This window comes from Haematospirillum sp. H1815 (assembly GCF_012102705.1).
GTDB lineage: Bacteria > Pseudomonadota > Alphaproteobacteria > Rhodospirillales > Rhodospirillaceae > Haematospirillum.
This window is the reverse complement of the sequence record NZ_JAAVTA010000005.1, coordinates 122,764-142,598: the sequence shown is the minus strand read 5'-3', so window position 1 is coordinate 142,598 and position 19,835 is coordinate 122,764. Positions and strand designations below refer to the sequence as shown.

At 56.8% G+C, this 19,835-nt stretch carries 4 protein-coding genes; all 4 read left to right on the top strand.

Going from position 1 to position 19,835, the window contains the following annotated elements; genetic code table 11:
* Positions 1-16: 16 nt before the first annotated feature.
* From HEQ60_RS06190 to HEQ60_RS06175, 4 genes are read left to right on the top strand one after another with little or no spacing between them, the layout of a single operon-like run.
* Positions 17-11,317, top strand: a complete 11,301-nt coding sequence (locus HEQ60_RS06190; RefSeq protein WP_168070641.1) for a non-ribosomal peptide synthetase/type I polyketide synthase — start codon at positions 17-19, stop codon at positions 11,315-11,317.
* A complete protein-coding gene (locus HEQ60_RS06185; RefSeq protein ID WP_168070639.1) occupies positions 11,314-16,968 on the top strand; it encodes an SDR family NAD(P)-dependent oxidoreductase in 5,655 nt (1,884 codons plus the stop codon). The genes HEQ60_RS06190 and HEQ60_RS06185 overlap by 4 nt, the downstream gene beginning before the upstream one ends.
* On the top strand, positions 16,965-18,113 hold the full coding sequence (locus HEQ60_RS06180; RefSeq protein ID WP_168070637.1) for a Gfo/Idh/MocA family oxidoreductase: 1,149 nt from the start codon (positions 16,965-16,967) through the stop codon (positions 18,111-18,113). The genes HEQ60_RS06185 and HEQ60_RS06180 overlap by 4 nt, the downstream gene beginning before the upstream one ends.
* Complete coding sequence (locus HEQ60_RS06175) at positions 18,110-19,813, top strand: alpha/beta fold hydrolase (protein WP_168070635.1); 1,704 nt, start codon at positions 18,110-18,112, stop codon at positions 19,811-19,813. The genes HEQ60_RS06180 and HEQ60_RS06175 overlap by 4 nt, the downstream gene beginning before the upstream one ends.
* Positions 19,814-19,835: the final 22 nt, after the last annotated feature.

Here is a 19,835-nt window from a genome sequence, read left to right as displayed (position 1 = left end):
AGGAGAATGCCCCGATATGTCTGTATCCCGTTCCGAACACATTGCCTGTGCTTCCAGTCTGGTTGAGCTTTTGGAAGCCAATGTCCGCAGCCATCCTGATCATGAGATTGCAACATTCATGACCCTTGACGGTTCCGGAGATACATTTTCCCGGCATCATCTTTCCCTGAAGGCTCGCGCTTTGGCATCTGCCCTGCAGCAGACGTGCAAACCGGGGGACCGGGCACTGCTTCTGTTTCCCTCTGGTGCTGATTATGTCATCGGTCTTTTGGGCTGCCTGTATGCCGGCGTTATTGCTGTCCCGGTTAATCTACCGGGTTCGGCCCGTGTGTCCCGCGTGTTGCCGAAAGTATTGCCCATCGCCAAGGATTGCCAGCCGGGCTTTCTTCTGACCACCGGACACATCGCACAGGATTCTGCAGAGGCTCTTGATCAACTCTGCCGTACAGTTGGATGCAAGGTTCTGGTCACTGACGCCGGTTTTCCGGATCCCGAATCTTGGGCATACCCTGATGTTTCACCTGCTACGGTTGCCTTCCTCCAATATACATCCGGTTCAACCGGAGATCCCAAGGGTGTTGTCAACACGCATGCTGGTTTGCTTTTAAACAGTGCCTTTATCGGTCGGGCCAATGGTTTACAGAAGCATGACAGTGTAACCGCCACGTGGTTGCCCCTGTTTCATGACATGGGCCTGATCATGGGTGTTCTGGCACCACTCCTGCATGGGGCACGCAGTGTTGTGATGCCACCGGCCATGTTTACACGTGATCCGCTGACGTGGCTGGAGACAGCAACCCGTTTCTCCGCCACGGTGCTTCCGGGGCCGGCTTTTGGTTTCAGGGCGTGTCTGGATGCGCTGACACCGGAACGACTTTCTGCACTGAACTTGTCGCGGGTTGAGGTGGCCGTGCCAGCGGCGGAGCCTGTTGATCCCCTGATGCTGAATGCTTTCATTGAAGCCTTTGCTCCTGCCGGACTACGGCGGGAAGCGGTCAGGCCCGGATATGGCCTGGCCGAGGCAACCCTTATGGTATCAGGCTGCACAACGCAGGACGGGCCTGTTACCCGGTGGTTTGACGTCGAGGCTCTGGAGCAGAACCGTGTTGTCAGCGGGACCCCACAGGGCAAGGGAAGCAGGGCCTATGTATCTTGCGGATCGGATTTTGACGGGCAGGATATACAGATTGTCGACCCTGAAACCCGGATGCCTGTTACCGAAGACAGGGTTGGCGAGATCTGGGTGTCCGGACCTTCAGTCGCGGCGGGCTACTGGAATAAGTCCGATCCGGACGGTGAGGTTTTCGGTGCTGTCCTGAATGTCAGAGAAGATCACCCCTTGGCTGGGAACCGCTATCTCCGTACCGGCGACCTGGGAATCCTTTATGAGGGCAGGCTTTATATAACCGGCCGCCTGAAGGATGTCATGATCTTTCATGGGCGTTGTCACTATCCAAACGATATTGAAAAAACAGTGAGCGATTTTGATCCTCGCCTTGTCCCGGGGGGAGGGGCCGCTTTCTCCATCCAGACCGAAAGTGGGGAAGCTTTGGTTGTGGTCCAGGAAGCCCTGCGCAAGGGCGACTTGCCAGCGTTGATGGAGCAGGTGCGTCAGGATATCGGGCGTCAACACGGAATACCGGTGCACGCTATAACTTTTATCCGCAAGGGAACACTGCTGAGAACAACCTCGGGCAAGGTCCGGCGCAAGGCTGTCCGTCAGGCTTGGCTTGATGGCAACTTGGTCTCTTTACACAGCCGTCTTTTTGCCGATACCGCTCCGGAAGGCACGGGGGGCGTATCCTTGCGTCAAATGGTGCAACAGCTGGTTGCCCGGGCTTTGGGAGGTGTTGATCCACGGACATTGGACCCGCAAGTCGGCTTCTTTGATCTGGGACTGGACTCTGTCACTGCGCTGGATGTGATCGGACGCCTGGAAAAGACATTGGGGTTGCGTTTGCCCGATACGCTTCTGTTCTCCAACCCCAACATGGATGCTCTTGTCGCGTGGTTGGAAGGAAGGCGGGATACACAACCAGATCCGGATCCTGTTCGCCCGCTCTTATTACCAGCAGGGAGCGCAGAGCCCATTGCGGTTATTGGTATTGGCTTGGTGATGCCAACCGGAACAGGGAAAAACTCTGAATCTCCCGATGAGTTTTTAACATTTCTTCTGAATGGGGGAGATGCGGTACGTTCGGTGCCGCAGGGTCGCTATGATGTGGACCTGCCAATTCCGGGGTACGGTGCCTTTCTGGGAAACGTCGATGGCTTCGATGCGGCGTTCTTCGGGATCAGCCCGCGAGAGGCCATTTCCATTGATCCCCAACATCGTCATCTGCTGGAAGTTTCTTGGCATGCCTTGGAAGATGCGGGTCTTGATCCCGGATCCTTGAAAGGCAGTGATACGGGGGTCTTTGTTGGTATCAGCGGGAGTGAATATGCGCATCTGCCGTTCCTGTCCGGGGATGCGGATCCTTTTGATGTTCATTATGCTCCCGGCATTTCAACGGCTGCGGCGGCCGGACGGCTGTCCTATGTCCTAGGGTTTGAGGGCCCGGCCCTGAGCCTTGATACGGCTTGTTCCGCATCGATGGTTGCTGTGCATCTGGCGTGTCAGGGGTTACGGGCAGGGGAATGTTCGCTTGCTCTGGCGGCTGGGGCCAAGGTCCAGATCCTGCCTGAAATTGACCTGGCCCTGCACAAGGCAGGTATGCTGGCTCCTGACGGGCGCTGCAAAACTTTTGACAAGGATGCCGATGGTTATGTTCGGGGTGAGGGATGTGCTGTTCTTGTCCTGAAGCCCCTGTCGCATGCCCTTGCTGATGGCAACCGGGTCCGGGCTGTCATTCGTCAGTCTGTCGTTCGTCAGGATGGCACCCGCGCCGGTTTGACTGTCCCGGATGGCCATGCCCAAGAAGCCATGATCCGGAAGGTTCTTCGACGTTCTGGCCTGTCACCAGATGCAATCGATTATGTCGAGTTGCACGGAACCGGGACACGTCTGGGCGATCCAATCGAGTTCAATGCGCTGTCCCGCATTTTTGGTGCTGATGGCAACCGTTCGGCCCCTCTGCTGATGGGGTCGGTCAAGACTAATATTGGTCATCTGGAGGCTGCAGCCGGCATTGCCGGGCTTGTCAAAACGATTTTGGCGCTAGAGAGTGGCGTCTTGCCCCCGCATGGCAATCTTCAGACCATCAATCCAGCGATTGCGCTACAGGATATCCCTGCGCGGCTTCCTGCTCAGCCAGAACCATGGCCGGAACGGACAGGAGAGGCACCACGCCGTGCCCTTGTTTCATCCTTTGGTTTCACCGGGGCGATTGCCTGTGCTGTTCTTGAAAGTGCTCCTGCTTGGCATGATGGGGCAACATCTGCATCGGATCCGGATCGGCCAGCCTGGATGCTGGCTTTGTCTGCATCGTCGCCCAATGCCTTGGAAGTGCTGTCACACCAGTATGCAGAACGCGTGGCTAACACTGGGATTCCGTTGGCACCTCTTCTGAATGGAGCACACCGTTGCCGTTCACACCTGCCAATACGTCGGGCTGTTGTGGGGCGGAACCGGGATGAGTTGGTTCAGGCGTTGTCGCGTATTCGTGGCCAATTCCGACGGTCTCTGACCGCGCCACGTATTGCTTTTGTGTTCTCCGGACAATCAACCCAGTATCCGGGTATGACGCGTGGCTTGTATGCATTTGAGCCGCGGTTCCGGTCTGCTCTGGACGAGGTTTCTGCTGTGCTGGAGCCTTGTCTGGGGTTCCCGGTAACAGAACTATTGTTTGCAGAGTCGGACACGCGCTTGGGACAGACGCAATATGATCAGCCGGCACTGTTTGCTGTTGGATACGCTTTGGCTCGGATGTGGATTGATCTGGGTGTTCAACCTGATTTCATTATCGGGCATTCCGTCGGTGAATTCCAAGCTGCTGTGATCGCCGGTATTCTACCTTTGCATCAGGCAGCACATTTGGTTGTTGAGCGTGGACGCCTGATGCAGGCATTGCCGGCAGGTGGGGCTATGGCGGCCCTGCGCATGAAACTGGACGAAGCTACGGATCTCCTGCTGCAAGCAGACAGCCCGACCTTGGCAATTGCAGCAATCAATGGGCCGGAAGATATTGTCATCGGTGGAGACGACAAGGCCCTGCAGTTTTTTCTGACGCCTTTGAAAGAACGTGGTCTGTCAGTGCGGATGCTCGATGTATCCCATGCCTTCCATACTCCATTGATGGATCCTGTTCTGGAGCATCTTGAACAGGCTGCCTCCGGATTACAGGCAGCGGAGCCGCGTATTCCCATGTGGTCAACGGTTGACCGCTCATATGTTGACCCGGAACGAATGGGCAGTGGGGCTTACTGGCGTGACCATGCCCGTAACCCGGTTTCCTTTGTGCCTGCTGTTCAGGCTGCGATTGCGCATGGCTGTTCGGTTTTTCTGGAAATTGGCCCGGCAGCTGTCCTGACCCCCTTGATCCGTCGTACTCTTGTATCAATGGCGCTGGAGGAAATGCCGGTATCCCTGTCATCCCTGCGCCGGGATGCCTGTGATGCTGTTACCATTCTGGATACTCTGGCCAAGCTGTATGAGGCCGGGGTAAACCCTGACTGGTCCGTGATTTCACGCGGGCCCGTTCTGCCACCTCAGCATTTGCCTCTGTATCCGTTTGAGCGTCGCACGTACTGGATGTCGGCAAGGCGTGTTTATCAGGGCGTATCCACAGAAGAGCATCGCATCGATGTGTGTGAAGCGTCGGCAGCATGTGCAGGTTCTGATACGGCGTACCGTCTGACCCCTGTCGCTGCATCCGAACAGGATCTTGCAGCGGCCTTGGTCAGCATGGAGCCAGAGCAGTACGCATCCGGTATGCTGGATCTGGTTACGCACCTGCTGTCGCGTATTCTGAGAATTGAGCCACAGCGCCTACTGCCGGGGCAGGACCTGCTGTCCATGGGTCTTGATTCCATCCTGGCCATGGAGTTTGTGCGCTCCGTCAACCAACTTCTAGCCATTTCCTGCGCCCTGCGTCCTGTTTTCGAGACACCGACAACGGATGCCATCAGTCATTATTTATGCACATTGATGACGCAGGCGAGAGAAATCCCTCGCGAACATGATGCTGATCTGATTCCCGATGCTTCGAACCGATACCAGCCATTCCCCCTGACCGAGCTGCAGTATGCGTACTGGGCGGGCCGTAGTCAGGCTTTTGCGATGGGCAATATTGCGTGCCATGCCTATCTGGAAACAGAAAGTGTCACACTTGATCCCCGGTGTCTGGAAGATGCCTGGAATGTCTTGATTCAGCGCCATGATGCCTTGCGGCTGGTTATTGATGCCGATGGACGTCAGCATATTCTGCCTGATGTGCCCCTGTATCATGTTCCGGTTGTTGATATGTCCGGAGCCGATGTGGCCTCTGCCGAGGCCCACGTACAGGCTTGGCGCGATGAAATGGAACATCAGGTTCTGCCAACAGAGCGCTGGCCCCTGTTTGATGTTCGGGTAACCCGGATGCCCGGCGGGAAAATACGCCTGCATCTGAGTATTGACATGCTGATCATCGATGCAACATCCAGCCAGATTGTCTGGGATGAGCTGGAAGCCCTGTGCCGGCATGGTGCCAATCCAGATCATGCCGGTTTGTTACCCCTGTCACTGTCATTCCGTGATTATGTTCTGGCACGTCAGCACAGGCAGGACTTTCTTGCAGAACGGGATGCAGCGCGCGTGTGGTGGACGAACCGCCTTGATGCTTTGCCTCCAGCACCGGACCTTCCGTTGGCTGTTGATCCCGCTACAATAACCAACCCTGTCTTTGTGCGTCATAGTGCACGTCTAGAGGCCGGGCTTTGGTCTGCAATCAAAGACCAGGCGGCGCTTTCGGGCATAACCCCGGCGGCCCTTCTTGTATCTGCCTTTGCTGATGCCCTTGCGGCTTGGAGTGCCTCTTCCCGGTTTACACTGAACCTGACGATTTTTGATCGTCGTCTGTGGCATCCTGACGTTCCACGCCTTGTCGGCGATTTCACGTCGGTCGTATTACTGGGTGTAGACCGTGATGGTCGTGCGGCTTTTATCGACAATGCGCGCACGCTGTTTGCGGATATGATGGAGGCATTGGAACACAGAGCCTTTTCTGCTGTTGATGTGTTGCGCGACATGGCTCGCAGCCGTGACCAACGGAAAATGCTGATGCCGGTTGTGTTTACCAGCCAGCTGGGCACAATTCCTCCATCGCAGAGCAACAGGGCTGATTCCGTCTTGGGGAATCTGGTTCGTGCTGTAACCCAAACACCCCAGGTCTGGATTGACCAACAGGTATCCGAGGCGGCAGACGGCTCCTTGGTAATCAACTGGGATATGGTTGAGGCCTTGTTCCCCGAAGGTATGCCCCAGGCCATGTTTGAGGCTTATTGTACTCTTCTTGAGCGTTTGGGACAGGACAGAACAACTTGGTTGCACCCTGTTGGGCCTCTTCTGCCACATGAACAGCGCCAGGTTCGGGCTGTTGTCAATAACACGCATGCCTCAATACCCGAAGGATTGCTGCATGAGCCGTTCTTCCGCAAGGCACGGGAAAACTCAGACCAGACCGCCCTTGTTGGCGGGGATGATACAACCTGGTCGTATGGAGATCTGGCGGCATGGTCCGTACGGATTGCCCATGCTGTTCGGGGGACGCTTGCTCAACCTGCCCACGGTCAGCGGGTTGCTGTCTTGATGGAAAAGGGGCCGGAACAGGTTGCAGCTGTTCTTGGTGTTCTGGCGGCTGGTCATACTTATGTTCCAATTGATCCCGCGTGGCCGGATCTCAGGGTTTCCGGTATTCTGGACAGCGCGGATATTACGGTGCTTCTGGTCCAGTCTTGGCGTCATGCGGAGATTACAGCACGGTTTGGCGAAGGTAGAAAACGCCATGTTCTCGATGTTTCCGAGGCTGCCCTGTTCCGTTACCCTGATACGGTGCCGGAGCCTGCTGCCATCCATCCCGAAGATGCGGCATATATTATCTACACATCTGGATCGACCGGTGTTCCCAAAGGTGTTGTGATTGATCACCGGGGGCCGCTTAATACCGTTATTGATGTCAACAGCCGCTTTGGCGTGACGTGCAAGGACCGGGTCTTCGGGCTATCTTCCCTGTCTTTTGACCTGTCTGTGTACGATATCTTTGGCACCTTTGCATGTGGTGCAACACTGGTTCTTCCGCACGAAGATGATCGGCGCGATCCGGTGCGCTGGTCCCGCCTGTGTCGTCAATACGGCGTGACCGTGTGGAATTCTGTCCCGGCATTGCTGGATATGCTGTTGACCGAAGCAGACCCTGTTGCCGTCGGGGGGCTGCGGGTGGTTATGTTGTCCGGGGACTGGGTTCCCCTGTCACTTCCCGAGCGACTGCGCACTTTTTCGCCGCATGTGCGTCTGGTTTGCATGGGCGGGGCGACAGAGGCATCCATTTGGTCTAACTGGTTCCTGGTTGACCGGGTTGAACCACACTGGCGCTCTGTCCCGTATGGTTACCCTTTGTCCAACCAAGGCTATCGCGTTCTGGATTCTGGCCTCAATGATCGTCCGGACTGGGTGCCCGGTGATCTCTATATTACCGGAATCGGACTAGCCAAGGAATATGCCGGTGATCCGGAAAAGACAGCCGCCAGTTTTCCCTGTCATCCTGATGACGGGATGCGTCTGTATCGTACCGGTGATATGGCTCGCTACTGGCCCGATGGGGTGATCGAGTTTCTGGGACGCAAGGACCATCAGGTCAAGATTGCCGGCCATCGTATTGAAACCGGAGAGATTGAGGCGGCCTTACTGTCTCATCCAGCTGTCCGGGATGCTGTTGTTGACGCTCTGGGTCATGATGGTGAGATCAAGCGTCTGGTCGCATGGTTTACGGTTGACCCTGCCCATATGGATGCGGCCCCATGTTTCCTGCCTGACCTGTCCCGTGATCCCGACACCGTACAAGAAGAATATGGGCAGGTGGTATCTGGCCTGCATGCCGTTGCAGGTTGCCCGATCCCCGGCCAGACGCCCGCCGCGTATGAAGCCCTGTGGGCCCTGATGAGCAAAGTCGCGCGCCAATGCGTGCGTGATACCTTGCTTGCGGCAGGCTTGTTCGTCGAGCCGGGTTCATGCCTTGCGCGAGATGATGTGTTCCGCATTCTGCGTTGCGACGATCGTTTCACGTCTGTTGCCACGGGCTGGCTTGCCATGTTGTTGGAGACCGGAGAGCTTGTTGCTCACGATGATAATCTCCTGACGCCTTCTGGCCTGCAAAACCATGTGTGGGATGATCTGGCCAATGAAGCCCGCCGAGTTGGTTTCCCTGCCGGTATTTTGGCATCGCTCAAACAGGGATCGGGGATGAGGCTGTTTGTGGTCCGGGGCGAAGAGGACCCTCTGGCTCTGTTCTATGGTGCCGATGATGTGTTGTCTCCGGAATATCTAGCCCGCCTTGATCCCTTGTATGAGAGGGGACTGGCCGCTGTTCATGCCGTGTTGGCCGACAGGGCCGGGCAGGCTACATTGGAACAACCTCTCCGGGTTTTGGAAATCGGGGCCCGGGGTGGGCTTGCCTCCCGGGAAATCCTGGAGGGCTTGGGGAATACCCTGCACTACACGGTAACCGATACGTCCCGGCTATTCTTGGATCGTGCCCGTCAGGTCTTGGACGCCGTTGATGGTCCTGCGATCGATTTTTCCCTGCTTGATCCGGATCAGGATCCGGTCTTCCAGGGGTTCCCGCTGCACGGATTTGATGTGGTCATTGCGTGTAATGCCCTGCACCGCAGTCGCAATATTCCGCGATTGCTGGGTTTCCTGTCACGCCTTCTGGTGCCTGGTGGCCTTGTGCTGGCGCCCGAGATAACCCGGAGCAGTCCGCTACAAGGCGTTACCGTTGCCTTGCTGGAGGAAGGGTATCGTCATCTGGAAGATCAACGCCAACAGGCGGGGCAGCCCCTTCTGGATCCGAATGGTTGGGAAGGTATGTTTTCTGCGGCAGGCTGGCCGGTTGTCCGTGCTGTCCCCTTGTTAACACATGCAGATATGCATCCTGGTGTGCATGTTCTTGCCGCGTGTTCACCGACATCAGCCCATGGGTTTACAGTCAATGTGTTGCAGGATTACCTGTCGGCACGGGTACCAGTTTACATGATGCCCTCGGCCTTTCTTCTTCTTGATTCTGTTCCCCTGTCATCGAACGGCAAGGTGGATCGTCAGGCCTTGCCCAAACCGGTCGGAACCGGTATGCGTCGTCGCTCCTCTTCGCTTGTGACCGCGACGGAACAGAAACTAGCCGTCCTTTGGCGCGAGGTGCTTGGTGTTGACGGGCTTGGGCGGGAAGACAGCTTTTTCGATCTGGGTGGGGACAGCCTGACCGCCGTTCGTCTGGTCGAACGGGTTCGCAGTGAGCTGGACAAGGATATCCGGGTGCGGGATGTCTTTGATGCCCCGGTTCTTGCCGCCTTTGCAACTAGGCTCGATGTTGTTGAATCCTGCGAGGAAGAGGCCCTGCCTGCATTGGTCCCGGCGCCTCAGGATCGTTTTCGTCCGTTCGCCCTGACCGATGTTCAGGAGGCCTATTGGATTGGGCGCCAGATCAGCGGCATTTCAACCTGGTTGTACCTTGAGATCGACGTGGATGATGTGGATCCCGCTCAGCTCGCCGTGGCATGGAACCGCTTGGTACATTGTCATGACATGCTGCGTGCCGTGGTCGATGAAAATGGCCAACAGCGAGTTCTTGAAACAGTCCCTGATTACGCGATGCCCATAATCGATGGACGAATGCTGTCCCTGCCAGCCTGCGAGCAGCACACGCTGGCCTGGCGGCAGGATATGTCACATCAGGTCCGACCCACAGAACAATGGCCCCTGTTTGACATCAGGATAATCCGGACAGCAGAAAGCCAAGTTCGGATCTTTTTTGGAATTGATAATATTATTTGCGATGGTCGCAGCATACAGATGCTGTTGCGTATGTGGTTGTCTCTGGCCCGCATGGACGATCCGCTTACAACACCTTTGTCTGTCCCCGGTTTGTCATTCCGGGACTATCTGTGCGCTGTTGAGGGTATACAGGGGACGGGCCGGTGGCGTCGTTCTCTTGCATGGTGGCTACAGCGCATGGAGCATTTGCCACCAGCGCCGGACCTTCCCTTGGCCATGGATCCGGATTGTATTGAGAAGCCGACATTTGAACGCCGTGAAGGACGTCTGTCTCCCGAACAGTGGGTTGCCTTGCGCGCACATGCCGTAGCAGCCGGGGTTACGCCCAATGCTGTTCTGCTCTCGGCCTATGGCCTGACTTTGGGGGCTTTCAGTTCCCGTCGTGATCTGACCCTGAATCTGACATTATTCAATCGTCTTCCTCTGCACCCTGATGTTGATCATTTGATCGGTGATTTTACATCACTGGTGTTGCTGGCCATTGGCCCCGATCCGCAGCAAACTTTTGTCGATACGGTACGGGCCGTGCAGGCGCGTTTGTGGGATGATATCGGGCATATGCAGGTCTCGGCTGTTCGTGTCCTGCGCGATTTCGCACGTCACCATGGACTGGAACAGGCCCCGACATTTCCGGTGGTATTTACCAGCGGGCTTGGTGCCGGCTCTTCTACTGGAGAGGACAATCTGCCCGGGCGCTTTGGGTTCGGCATTACCCAGACGCCACAGACATGGCTGGACCATCAGGTCCTAGAAAAAGATGGCGGGCTGTTCTTCAACTGGGACTCTGTACAGGGGCTGTTCCCCGAAGGGCTTCTGGATGAAGCCTTTGAGGCATACAGCCGTTTCCTTGAGTCTCTCGTGGATGCGGCCCCGTGGCAGAGCCCGTCCCGTGGATATGTACCCGAGAATAGCTTCGATCGCTTCCGGCGCATGTCTGTAAAGCGTATGCCACAGTATCACGTGGGGGCATCCGCACCGGCAGACAAGGATAGAGCCGATGTGGAAAAAGAGTTGTCTGCCTTGGTGCAATCTGTCGGCAATTTAGTTTCCGCTCCACCCCGTGACCGGACATTCTTTGAAATTGGTCTGAGCTCCCTGACCCTGGTGCGTTTGCATCAGGCCATTCGCCGGACCATGGGTCTGGAGTGCCGGGTTGTTGACCTGTTCCGCTACCCGACGCTTTCCGCTCTTGCTGCTCATCTGCTGACCCTTCGCTCTGCCAGCCAAGGAGACACAGGCAGCACCCGTTCCGGGATACTTGCCGCTGTCGCACAGGGAGACGCCAGCCTGCGGCGTGCCCGTCGCCGTGACTTGAAAGCCAAAGTTCATTCTTCCATGGAGCCTGCCCAATGAGCCGTCCTATCTCTGATTGCCCCGAAAAGACCTTGCGTGACCGTGACTATGGCTTCTGCCAACCTGTGGCTGTCATTGGTGCTGCCTGCCGTTTCCAGGATTCCCCGACCCCCGTAGCTTACTGGCGGAATCTGGCTGATGGGCGCCTGTTGTCCAGGGCCTTGACTGAAGAGGAACTGGACCAGGCCGGCATTCCGGAGTCTATACGGCAGAATCCTGATTTTGTGCCGATGGCATCGATTGTGCCACGTGCCGCGCACTTTGATGCAGCTTTCTTTGGTTTCTCTCCGCAGGAAGCTGAAAGCATCGATCCCCAGCAACGCCTGTTCCTGACCCTGGCGTGGGAAGCTCTGGACAGTGCCGGCTATGCCGAGCAGGCCCGGGGCATGAACATTGGTGTCTTCGGTGCGGCACGTATGGGGACCTATCGTTTGTGGACCCGTGCCGATACGGTTGGTATCGGGGCCCCGCGGACCTTGCAAGCCCTGATTGGCAATGACAAGGATTACTTGGCCTCGCGTGTTGCCTATCGCCTAGGGTTGACAGGGCCGGCTATGAGCGTGCAGACGGCTTGCTCCAGTTCTTTGGTTGCCGTCCACACTGCTTGCGAGCAGATCCGCAATGGCGAGTGTGCCATGGCTCTGGCCGGAGGGGTGGCGCTGACCTTCCCTCAGGAAAGTGGCTACCTGTTCTACGAGGGGATGATCTTCTCGCCAGATGGTCGGTGTCGGCCTTATGACGCCAATGCCCAAGGAACAAGTATTGGCAATGGTGCCGGTGTGGTCTTGCTCAAGCTTCTGGACGATGCGGTGGCCGACGGAGATCCGGTGCTGGCTGTGATACGGGGTTCGGCCGTCAACAATGATGGCGCGGCAAAAACAGGGTATACGGCACCATCGGTGGATGGTCAGGTTGCTGTCATCCGCGAGGCCCTTGGCATGGCTGAGGTGGATGCGGGCAGCATTACCCTGCTGGAAGGACACGGTACGGCCACACCCTTGGGTGACCCGATCGAGGTGGAGGCCCTGACAACAGCGTTTCGTGCCGATACGGATGCAAGCGGCTTTTGTGCTCTTGGCTCTGTCAAGGCCAATCTTGGTCATTGTGATACCGCAGCCGGAATCGCTTCGCTGCTGAAGGCCGTCATGGCCTTGCATTATCGACAAATTCCCCCTGTGCCTGGCTATGAGGCACCCAATCCCCATATCAATTTTTCGGCTTCGCCTTTCCATGTTCCCATCACGCTTTCTCCTTGGGAGAAGCAGGGGGATTGCCCACGGCGTGCTGGCGTCAGTTCTTTCGGGATCGGGGGGACTAACTGCCATATCGTTCTCGAAGAGGCGCCAGAACCGGTCGCCGAGCCTTCCGTGGAGCCTTGCCCGACGGGGGTGCCTGTTCTTGTGCTGTCGGCAACTGCCCCCGATGCCTTGCGGCATACAGCGGCGCGTTGGGCGGATGATTTGTCCGATCTTCAGGAAAACCGGTTGCCAGCCCTGCTGCGTACTGCGGCGGCAAGGCCTGTTCTTCCCTGGCGTCTTTCCCTGTCGGCACCAGATATCATAGGACTGGCAGAAAATCTGGATCGCGTTGCCGCAGGAGATTCGGTACCCGGAATAACCCTGCTCCACCAAGAGCCAGAATCAATCGCGCAGGTTATACTCCTGTTTGCGGGAAATCCTGCCCAATGCCTGTCCCATGGCCGTTCCCTCTATGATAGCAATGCTACATTCCGCCGGGCGTTTGATAGTCTGGCAAGCCTGATCTCTGGGGGACATGCTGGATCTGACCTACTCTCTGTAGCAGAACATGCTGATGCCGCCACTCTTCTGGCAACCGGTATAGCTGTGCATATTGCCTTGGCGGAAGTTTGGTTGGGGGCAGGGCTGAAGCCGGACCAGATTATTACGTGTGGCCCCTCAGCTCTGGCTGCTGCGGCTGTCGCGGGCGTCCTGTCGTATGAGGACGCACTGTCTTTGGCCGCCTTGTGGGCCAGACAGCAGGCGGCATTACCGGACAGTGCCTTGCAGTCCATTCATGTGTCACCGGAGGTTATACCTTTCCAGTTGATTGTCGGTGAGACTTTGGTCAGTGCCAACGCAGACCGCATGTGGGAGACATTGTTTGCGAACACCCACATTCCTTTGCGTCTTCCTGTTTTATCCTCTGGGGCGGGAGTACGTGCCATCGTCAGTGTTGGTGTTCTGGAAAGCCGCGCAACAGACAAGGATCTATGGCTTGAATCCTGTCTACCAGATGTGCCGGCCAACCTGAGTGTGGGAGCAGCCCTTGGCATGGCTTTCCAGGCGGGTTTGGGCGTTCCTCCGGAAACTATAACAGGAGAAGGGAAAGGAAAGGTCTGGTTAACGCCACGGGCCTTGCAAGAGCAGCTATTCTGGTCGCCCGAGCCTCCTCTTGCCACGTTGTCAGACCATGATGAGGATGGTACGGGGTGGTCTGCTGCCTTGTCTGCGGCGCGGGCAGAGGCCATGCGGGCCAACCTTGATATCACCACATTGCAGCAAGACGAGCACTATGCTGAAGTGCTACATGCTGTGTATGTAGGGCAGGCCCTGCAAGCGCTGGGTTGCTTTGAAAGCCCGGATCAACAGCGCACTGTTGCCGATATTCTGCGGACGACAGCCATCAAGCCAAAGTTCCGGCAACTTGTTGCCCGTTTGCTGCGTGACCTTGCTGCTATTGGCGTACTGCGCAAAGAAGGCAAGATTTATACGGGCTTTACACCATTACCCCCGGATCAGATCCTTCCTGCTCTTGAAGCCCTGCGGCAGAGAGGCGATGAACAACTTGCAGCAGTGATCAAGCGGGGTGGGACGGCTTTTGCAGATATGTTGTCCGGGCGGGTTGATCCTGTTTCGGTCATTTTCCCCGATGGGTCATCGGAGGATGTGGCCGCCATGTATCGGCACAGCGCCCAATCTCGTCTGTTGAACGCAATTGTCGCCAAGGCCGTTGCAGCGCTGGCTGTCAAGCGTACCGCTCCCTTGTCTATTCTGGAAATAGGCGCCGGGACAGGAGGAACAACGTGGGATGTTGTTCATGCCCTGCCGGCTGATCGTGTGGAGCGTTATATCTTCACGGATCTTGGTTCTTTGTTTTTGTCACGCGCACGTACGACGTTTGCGGCTTTTCCCTTCATGGACTACCGCTCTTTTGACATGGAGAAGGACCCGCATGCCCAAGGCATTCCGGCACAGAGTCTCGATCTTGTCATTGCAGCCAATGTGCTCCACAACGCGTCGAACTTGGATGCCCTGATGAAACGTCTGGCGTGCTGCCTGCGCCCCGGCGGCGTGGTGATCATGCGTGAAATCACACAGCACCGTAAGCTGTTCGACTTTGTTTTTGGTCCCCTTGTTCCCAACCTGGATGATATCGACAGCCGGGATGGTAACGTCTTTGCATCTGTGGAACGCTGGCGGGCTGCGGCCTTGTCTGCCGGTTTCGCTGTGCTGGATGCCGTCCCTGACGGCAGTGTGCTGGCTGATGCCCTGCACGAGCATGTTTTGTTGTGTCGTATGCCAGGACAGCCTGCCGTCCTGTCGCATACACCAGCAATCGCTGATTCCGGCGAAACCTCCCGGGCTGTATCGGCCGGTGATTTGATCGAAACACTGTGGGATACCGCAGGGCAGGTTGGTCTTCCAACCCTTGCCCTGGAAGATATTTCCTTGGATCTGCATGCCCTGCCTTGTCCGGTACAGGGGCATGTTTCCGGTAAGGAGATTATCTTGCTTTCGCGCTGTGGGACCAGCCGGGTCGGATATGCCCGTGTCGGGACTCTTGGAGCTATTCAAATACCGGAGAATGGTCAGTCCAGGGATCTATCCGGGCGGATGGCAGACATGATCTGCCCGGGTGTTGTGGACGGTCGCATCCATATCCAACGCCTGCAACGCCGTCCTGGTTCTGTTGTGCATATTCTTGACCATGGGGGGCATGGGGTCGGCCTTGATACAGCCGGTTGCCCTGTGCTCGAATGGTTTGGTCTTCACCACGACGATAGGCCCCGTACAGAAGGATATCTGTACCGTCTGTGTCCTGTTCCCATGCACGATCTTGATCCTTCCGGGTCATTGCCAGATCTTCTTTTGTGTGTGGGTTCAGCAGACGGTTTGTCAGAGCTTGACCAAGCTCCTGTCATGGTGCCATGCCCTATATCCGATGATGATCCGTTTGCGGGTCTTGTCGCGTCAGCTCTTGACCTGCGGGATCGTGTTGTCTCTGCCCGAAAGGAAAACGGAGCGGTTGCCGTAACTCTTCTGACACATGGTGCCTTGAGCGTTACATCAACAGACGCAGTGTCCGGGGACAGCATGCAGGCAGCCTTGACAGGGTTGTTGCGGGTTATGGCGACCGAATATCCGTCTGTTACCCTGACGCTTGTGGACCGTGATCCTGCGGGGGACGATATTGCCCTGCTGAATCAGGCATTGCGGTCTTGCCGTGGGGGGCACTTTGCCCTGCGCGAGGGTCGTGTTCTGGCCGAGAAGCTGGAGCCTGTTGCCGCAGCAACACCACCCCTTCAGCCTGTTCCCGGGGATGTGGCCGTCTTGATCGGCGGCATTTCCGAGACGGGTCTGACAGTCGCGGGGCGACTGGGACAGAGGGGCTACAAGGACATTATTCTTGTTGGGCGTAACAAGCCGGGTTCCGGTTTGGCACCGGCCCTGAGAGCACTGAGGGAAAGTGGCATACGCGTTACAACGGCGGTTGCCGATGCTGGTCATCCCGAGGCTCTGTCCAAGGCGCTGGACAGGGCTGTACCCAAAGGCCAACAGGTCGGGATTCTCTTGCATTTGGCCGGCATTCTACACGACTCTCCTGTCGCAGCCCTGACATGGGATACCCTGGAGAGGGTTCTGCACCCGAAGGTTCGTGGTGCCCTGGCTCTGGGCAAGCTCCCCGGGCGGTTAATTCCCCGCCAGACTGTTTACTTCTCTTCTGCGGCAACAGTTCTGGGACCAGCAGGGCAAGCGGCCCATGCCATGGCCAATGGCATTCTGGAACGACTGGCTTCGCGCCAGACCGCGCTTGGACAGCCCACGACAGCAATATCATGGGGATTCTGGGGAGATATCCGGAAGGAAGACAGGGAAGCTCTGGCACAGACAATGGAGCGATCCGGAATGTTGGGGATGTCTTCCGCAATGGCGCTTGACCTGTTGGAGTCTGCACTGGCTTGTCCGGCCCCGGTCTATGTGGCTATGGCGGCGGACTGGAACAAGGTTGCCGTTCATGCAGGATCCTCACGGGTTCCGGCCCATCTGTCCGCTCTTGTTTCGCCCCACGTGACCGCATTGGTTCCGGAGGATATCAAGCCGGATGTCATAGCGTCCGAGAAAACAGATGCGCTGATGTGGTTGCGCCAGAGGCTTTTTACTTTGCTGAATCTGCCGCTTGAGCGGTTCTCCGAGGATGAGAACCTGATCCGGCTTGGTCTGGATTCCCTTATGTTCCTGGACCTGTGCCATACAATCCAGACCGAACTGGGTATCAAGGTCACGCCCGAGGCTGCCATTGATCATCCGACAGTTGCTGGTCTAGCCGGGCATATGGAGCGTCTACTTCAGATACATAACGGTGGGACAGTGGAACAAGCACCTGTTCCCGATATGGAGCAGGTGCCATGAGCCGGCCGCTGAGAATTATCGTGTGTGGAACTCGTTTCGGTGAAACGTATTTATCGGCCTTGCTCGAGGAAGATGCCGGTTTTGTTCTATCAGGCATTCTCGCACGCGGCAGCGAACGCTCGCAGGCTTTGTCCCGTGATTTGGGTGTTCCCCTTTATACCTCCACAGATGAAGTGCCGGACAATATCGATATTGCCTGCGTTGTTCTGCGGTCCACAGCTTTTGGCGGACCGGGAACGCGGGTGGCTGAAGCCTTGCTGCGTCGGGGCATTCATGTTTTGCAGGAGCATCCCGTCCACCCTTCGGATCTTTCACGTCTGGATGATGCCGCAACAGCTGGCCGGGCGTGCTGGCATGTCAATACGTTCTACCCTCATAGCCAGGCCGCGCGCCGTTTTATTGACTGCTTGCAGGCTTGGCGGCAGGTAAGGGATCCCGATTATATTACGCTGAGCACAAGTCCTCAGTTCTTGTGCTCAGCCCTTGATATCCTCGGGCGGGCCTTTGGTGGCCTGGATTGCTTCCGGGTTCTTGATTGTCCGCCATGGCCGGCTGATTTCTGCCGGAATCACAAGGCTCCTCCTCCATTCAATGTCATCCGGGCCGTGATTGGCTCCGTACCTTTGATCATGAATCTCCAAGGATGGGTTGATCCTCGTGATCTAGATCATCACGCAATGGTGATGCACAACATTGCCGCAGGATCCCGGGAAGCCCGTGTGGAGCTGGTAAACAGCTTTGGTCCGGTTGTTTGGTCCCACTCCCTCTATGTACCGGACTATGTGCGGGATGATGCCGGTGCCTCTGTTCTTGGCAACTGGACCAACAAGAAAGATCAGCGGCATTTTTCCTGTCCGACTGCCTTGGTTCTCGGAGATCCGCAGGGAGCATCCTTGATTGATTCCATGCGGGACGTGTTTCCGGACATTATTCTGTCAGCGTTGTCAGAGCTGCGGGATGCAATTGAACGGGCACAGCAGCAGCGCCTTCTGGCCGATGCTGCTGCACTGGGGCACGCGTGGCAGGCCTGCCTGCAGGCAATGGGGCCATTGTGTGAAGTGTCTCTGGATCCACCACCACCACCCGTCCCTGATCCCTTCCTGTATGTTGATGAGGGGCATCGTATGCCGGAGGTCACGTTATGACCCTATCATGCCGTCTGTCCGAGAATCGTTCTGTCTATGCCCTTCTGGATCGTGCGCTCTCTGACGATCATTTCCTGGCGGAGCAGGCTCTTTTTCTGAACTGGGGGTATGAGCCAATCCAGTCCTGCTCCACAGCCCGCGAGGCAGGTCATGGAACCAACGCGCGTCATATTCGCTTGGTGCACGAGCTGTTGGCCGATACCCCCCTGGATGGGCGGACTGTTCTGGATGTCGGTTGTGGGCGCGGGGGGCTTTTGTCCGTACTGGCGGCCCGTTGTTCGCCCCGGCGTCTTTCCGGACTTGACCTTTGTCCCGAGAATATCGCCTTCTGTCGCTCTCTTGCCGCCTTGCAGGGTATTCGTTTTCAGATCGCTGATGCCTGTTGTTTGCCTCAACCCGATGCCAGCATTGATGTTTTGGTTAATCTCGAAAGTGCGGGGGCTTATCCGGATCTGCCTGCCTTTTTAAGGCATGTGGCCCGTGTTCTGCGGATGGGTGGTGTTTTTCTATATGGTGATGTCCTTCCTGCGGACTCTGTCCCCGCTATGGTTGGTGCGCTTGATGCTCTGGGTCTGGAGTTGATCGATGACCGGGATGTTACGGCCAATGTCTTGGCTGCCCGGCGTCAGTCGGGGGACACGGAACAGCAGCTTTTCAAACGGATAGGCCACATGCCGGCGGCACTGTCAGATTTTCTTGATACATACAGGGCGGCTCCTGGAAGCCCCCTCTTCTGTGCAATGGAGAGAGGGCGAATTGTGTACAGGCTTATGCGATATCGCAAGATCCGCCGTGTCATGGATGGCCTGTCGCCTGAGATTCAGCATGCCCTGAAGCAGCGTGATCATCTTTTCCATGAGCATCTTGCGATTCAAAAACCACAGATCAAGACCAGAGTGCTGGTCAGTGAGCAAGCAGGAAAAGTCAGCCGTTGGCTGCCGTGGACACGTTCAGTCGGTTCTGATGCGGCCGTCCGTCTCTTTTGCTTGCCGTGGTCTGGTGGGAGTGCATCGGTATACCGGGGATGGGAACGTTTTCTCCCTGCAGGGATCGAGGTTTGTCCTGTCGAGCTGCCGGGACGTGGTACGCGCTTTGCCGACCCTCCCATTGATGCACTGGAGACATTAATTCCAGAGATGGCAGCAGCGCTGGAGCCTTTTCTGGACCGCCCTTTTGCTCTGTTCGGGCACAGTTTGGGCGCCCTTCTGGCTTTTGAACTGTCCAGCTTTCTGAGCCGCTCCCGGGGACATGCCCCTGTCCATGTCTTTGTATCCGGGCGCCGTCCTCCACAAGAACTTTCAGAACCACCCTTCCGGTATTGCATGGATGATGAAAGCCTGAAACGTAATCTGGTCTCTTTGGGTGGTATGCCCGAGGAAGTGCAAAGCAGCCCGGAGTTGCTTGCTTTGCTCTTGCCTGTGCTGCGTTCTGATTTTCGATTGACCGAGCAGTACAGCTACGATGGCAAGACCGCTCTGGATAGTCCGCTTACAGCCTATGTTGGATCCTGTGATCCCGAGGTGTCCGTATCGGTCATGCAGGATTGGAACAATGTATCAGCAGATACCTTCTCCCTGTGTACCATCCATGGCGATCATTTCTATCTTTTGGAGCCGGAATCCCGTCGCCATTTGCTGACGCATCTGGGGGCAACGTTGCTCCGTGGAGAATACATCATACAGCGAACGACTGCCAAATAGCGGCATCCGAAACACGCCATGA

Coding starts and splice junctions, on each gene's coding strand:
- HEQ60_RS06185 (WP_168070639.1), top strand. CDS start 11,314: ATGAGCCGTCCTATCTCTGATTGCCCCGAAAAGACCTTGCGTGACCGT.
- HEQ60_RS06180 (WP_168070637.1), top strand. CDS start 16,965: ATGAGCCGGCCGCTGAGAATTATCGTGTGTGGAACTCGTTTCGGTGAA.
- HEQ60_RS06190 (WP_168070641.1), top strand. CDS start 17: ATGTCTGTATCCCGTTCCGAACACATTGCCTGTGCTTCCAGTCTGGTT.
- HEQ60_RS06175 (WP_168070635.1), top strand. CDS start 18,110: ATGACCCTATCATGCCGTCTGTCCGAGAATCGTTCTGTCTATGCCCTT.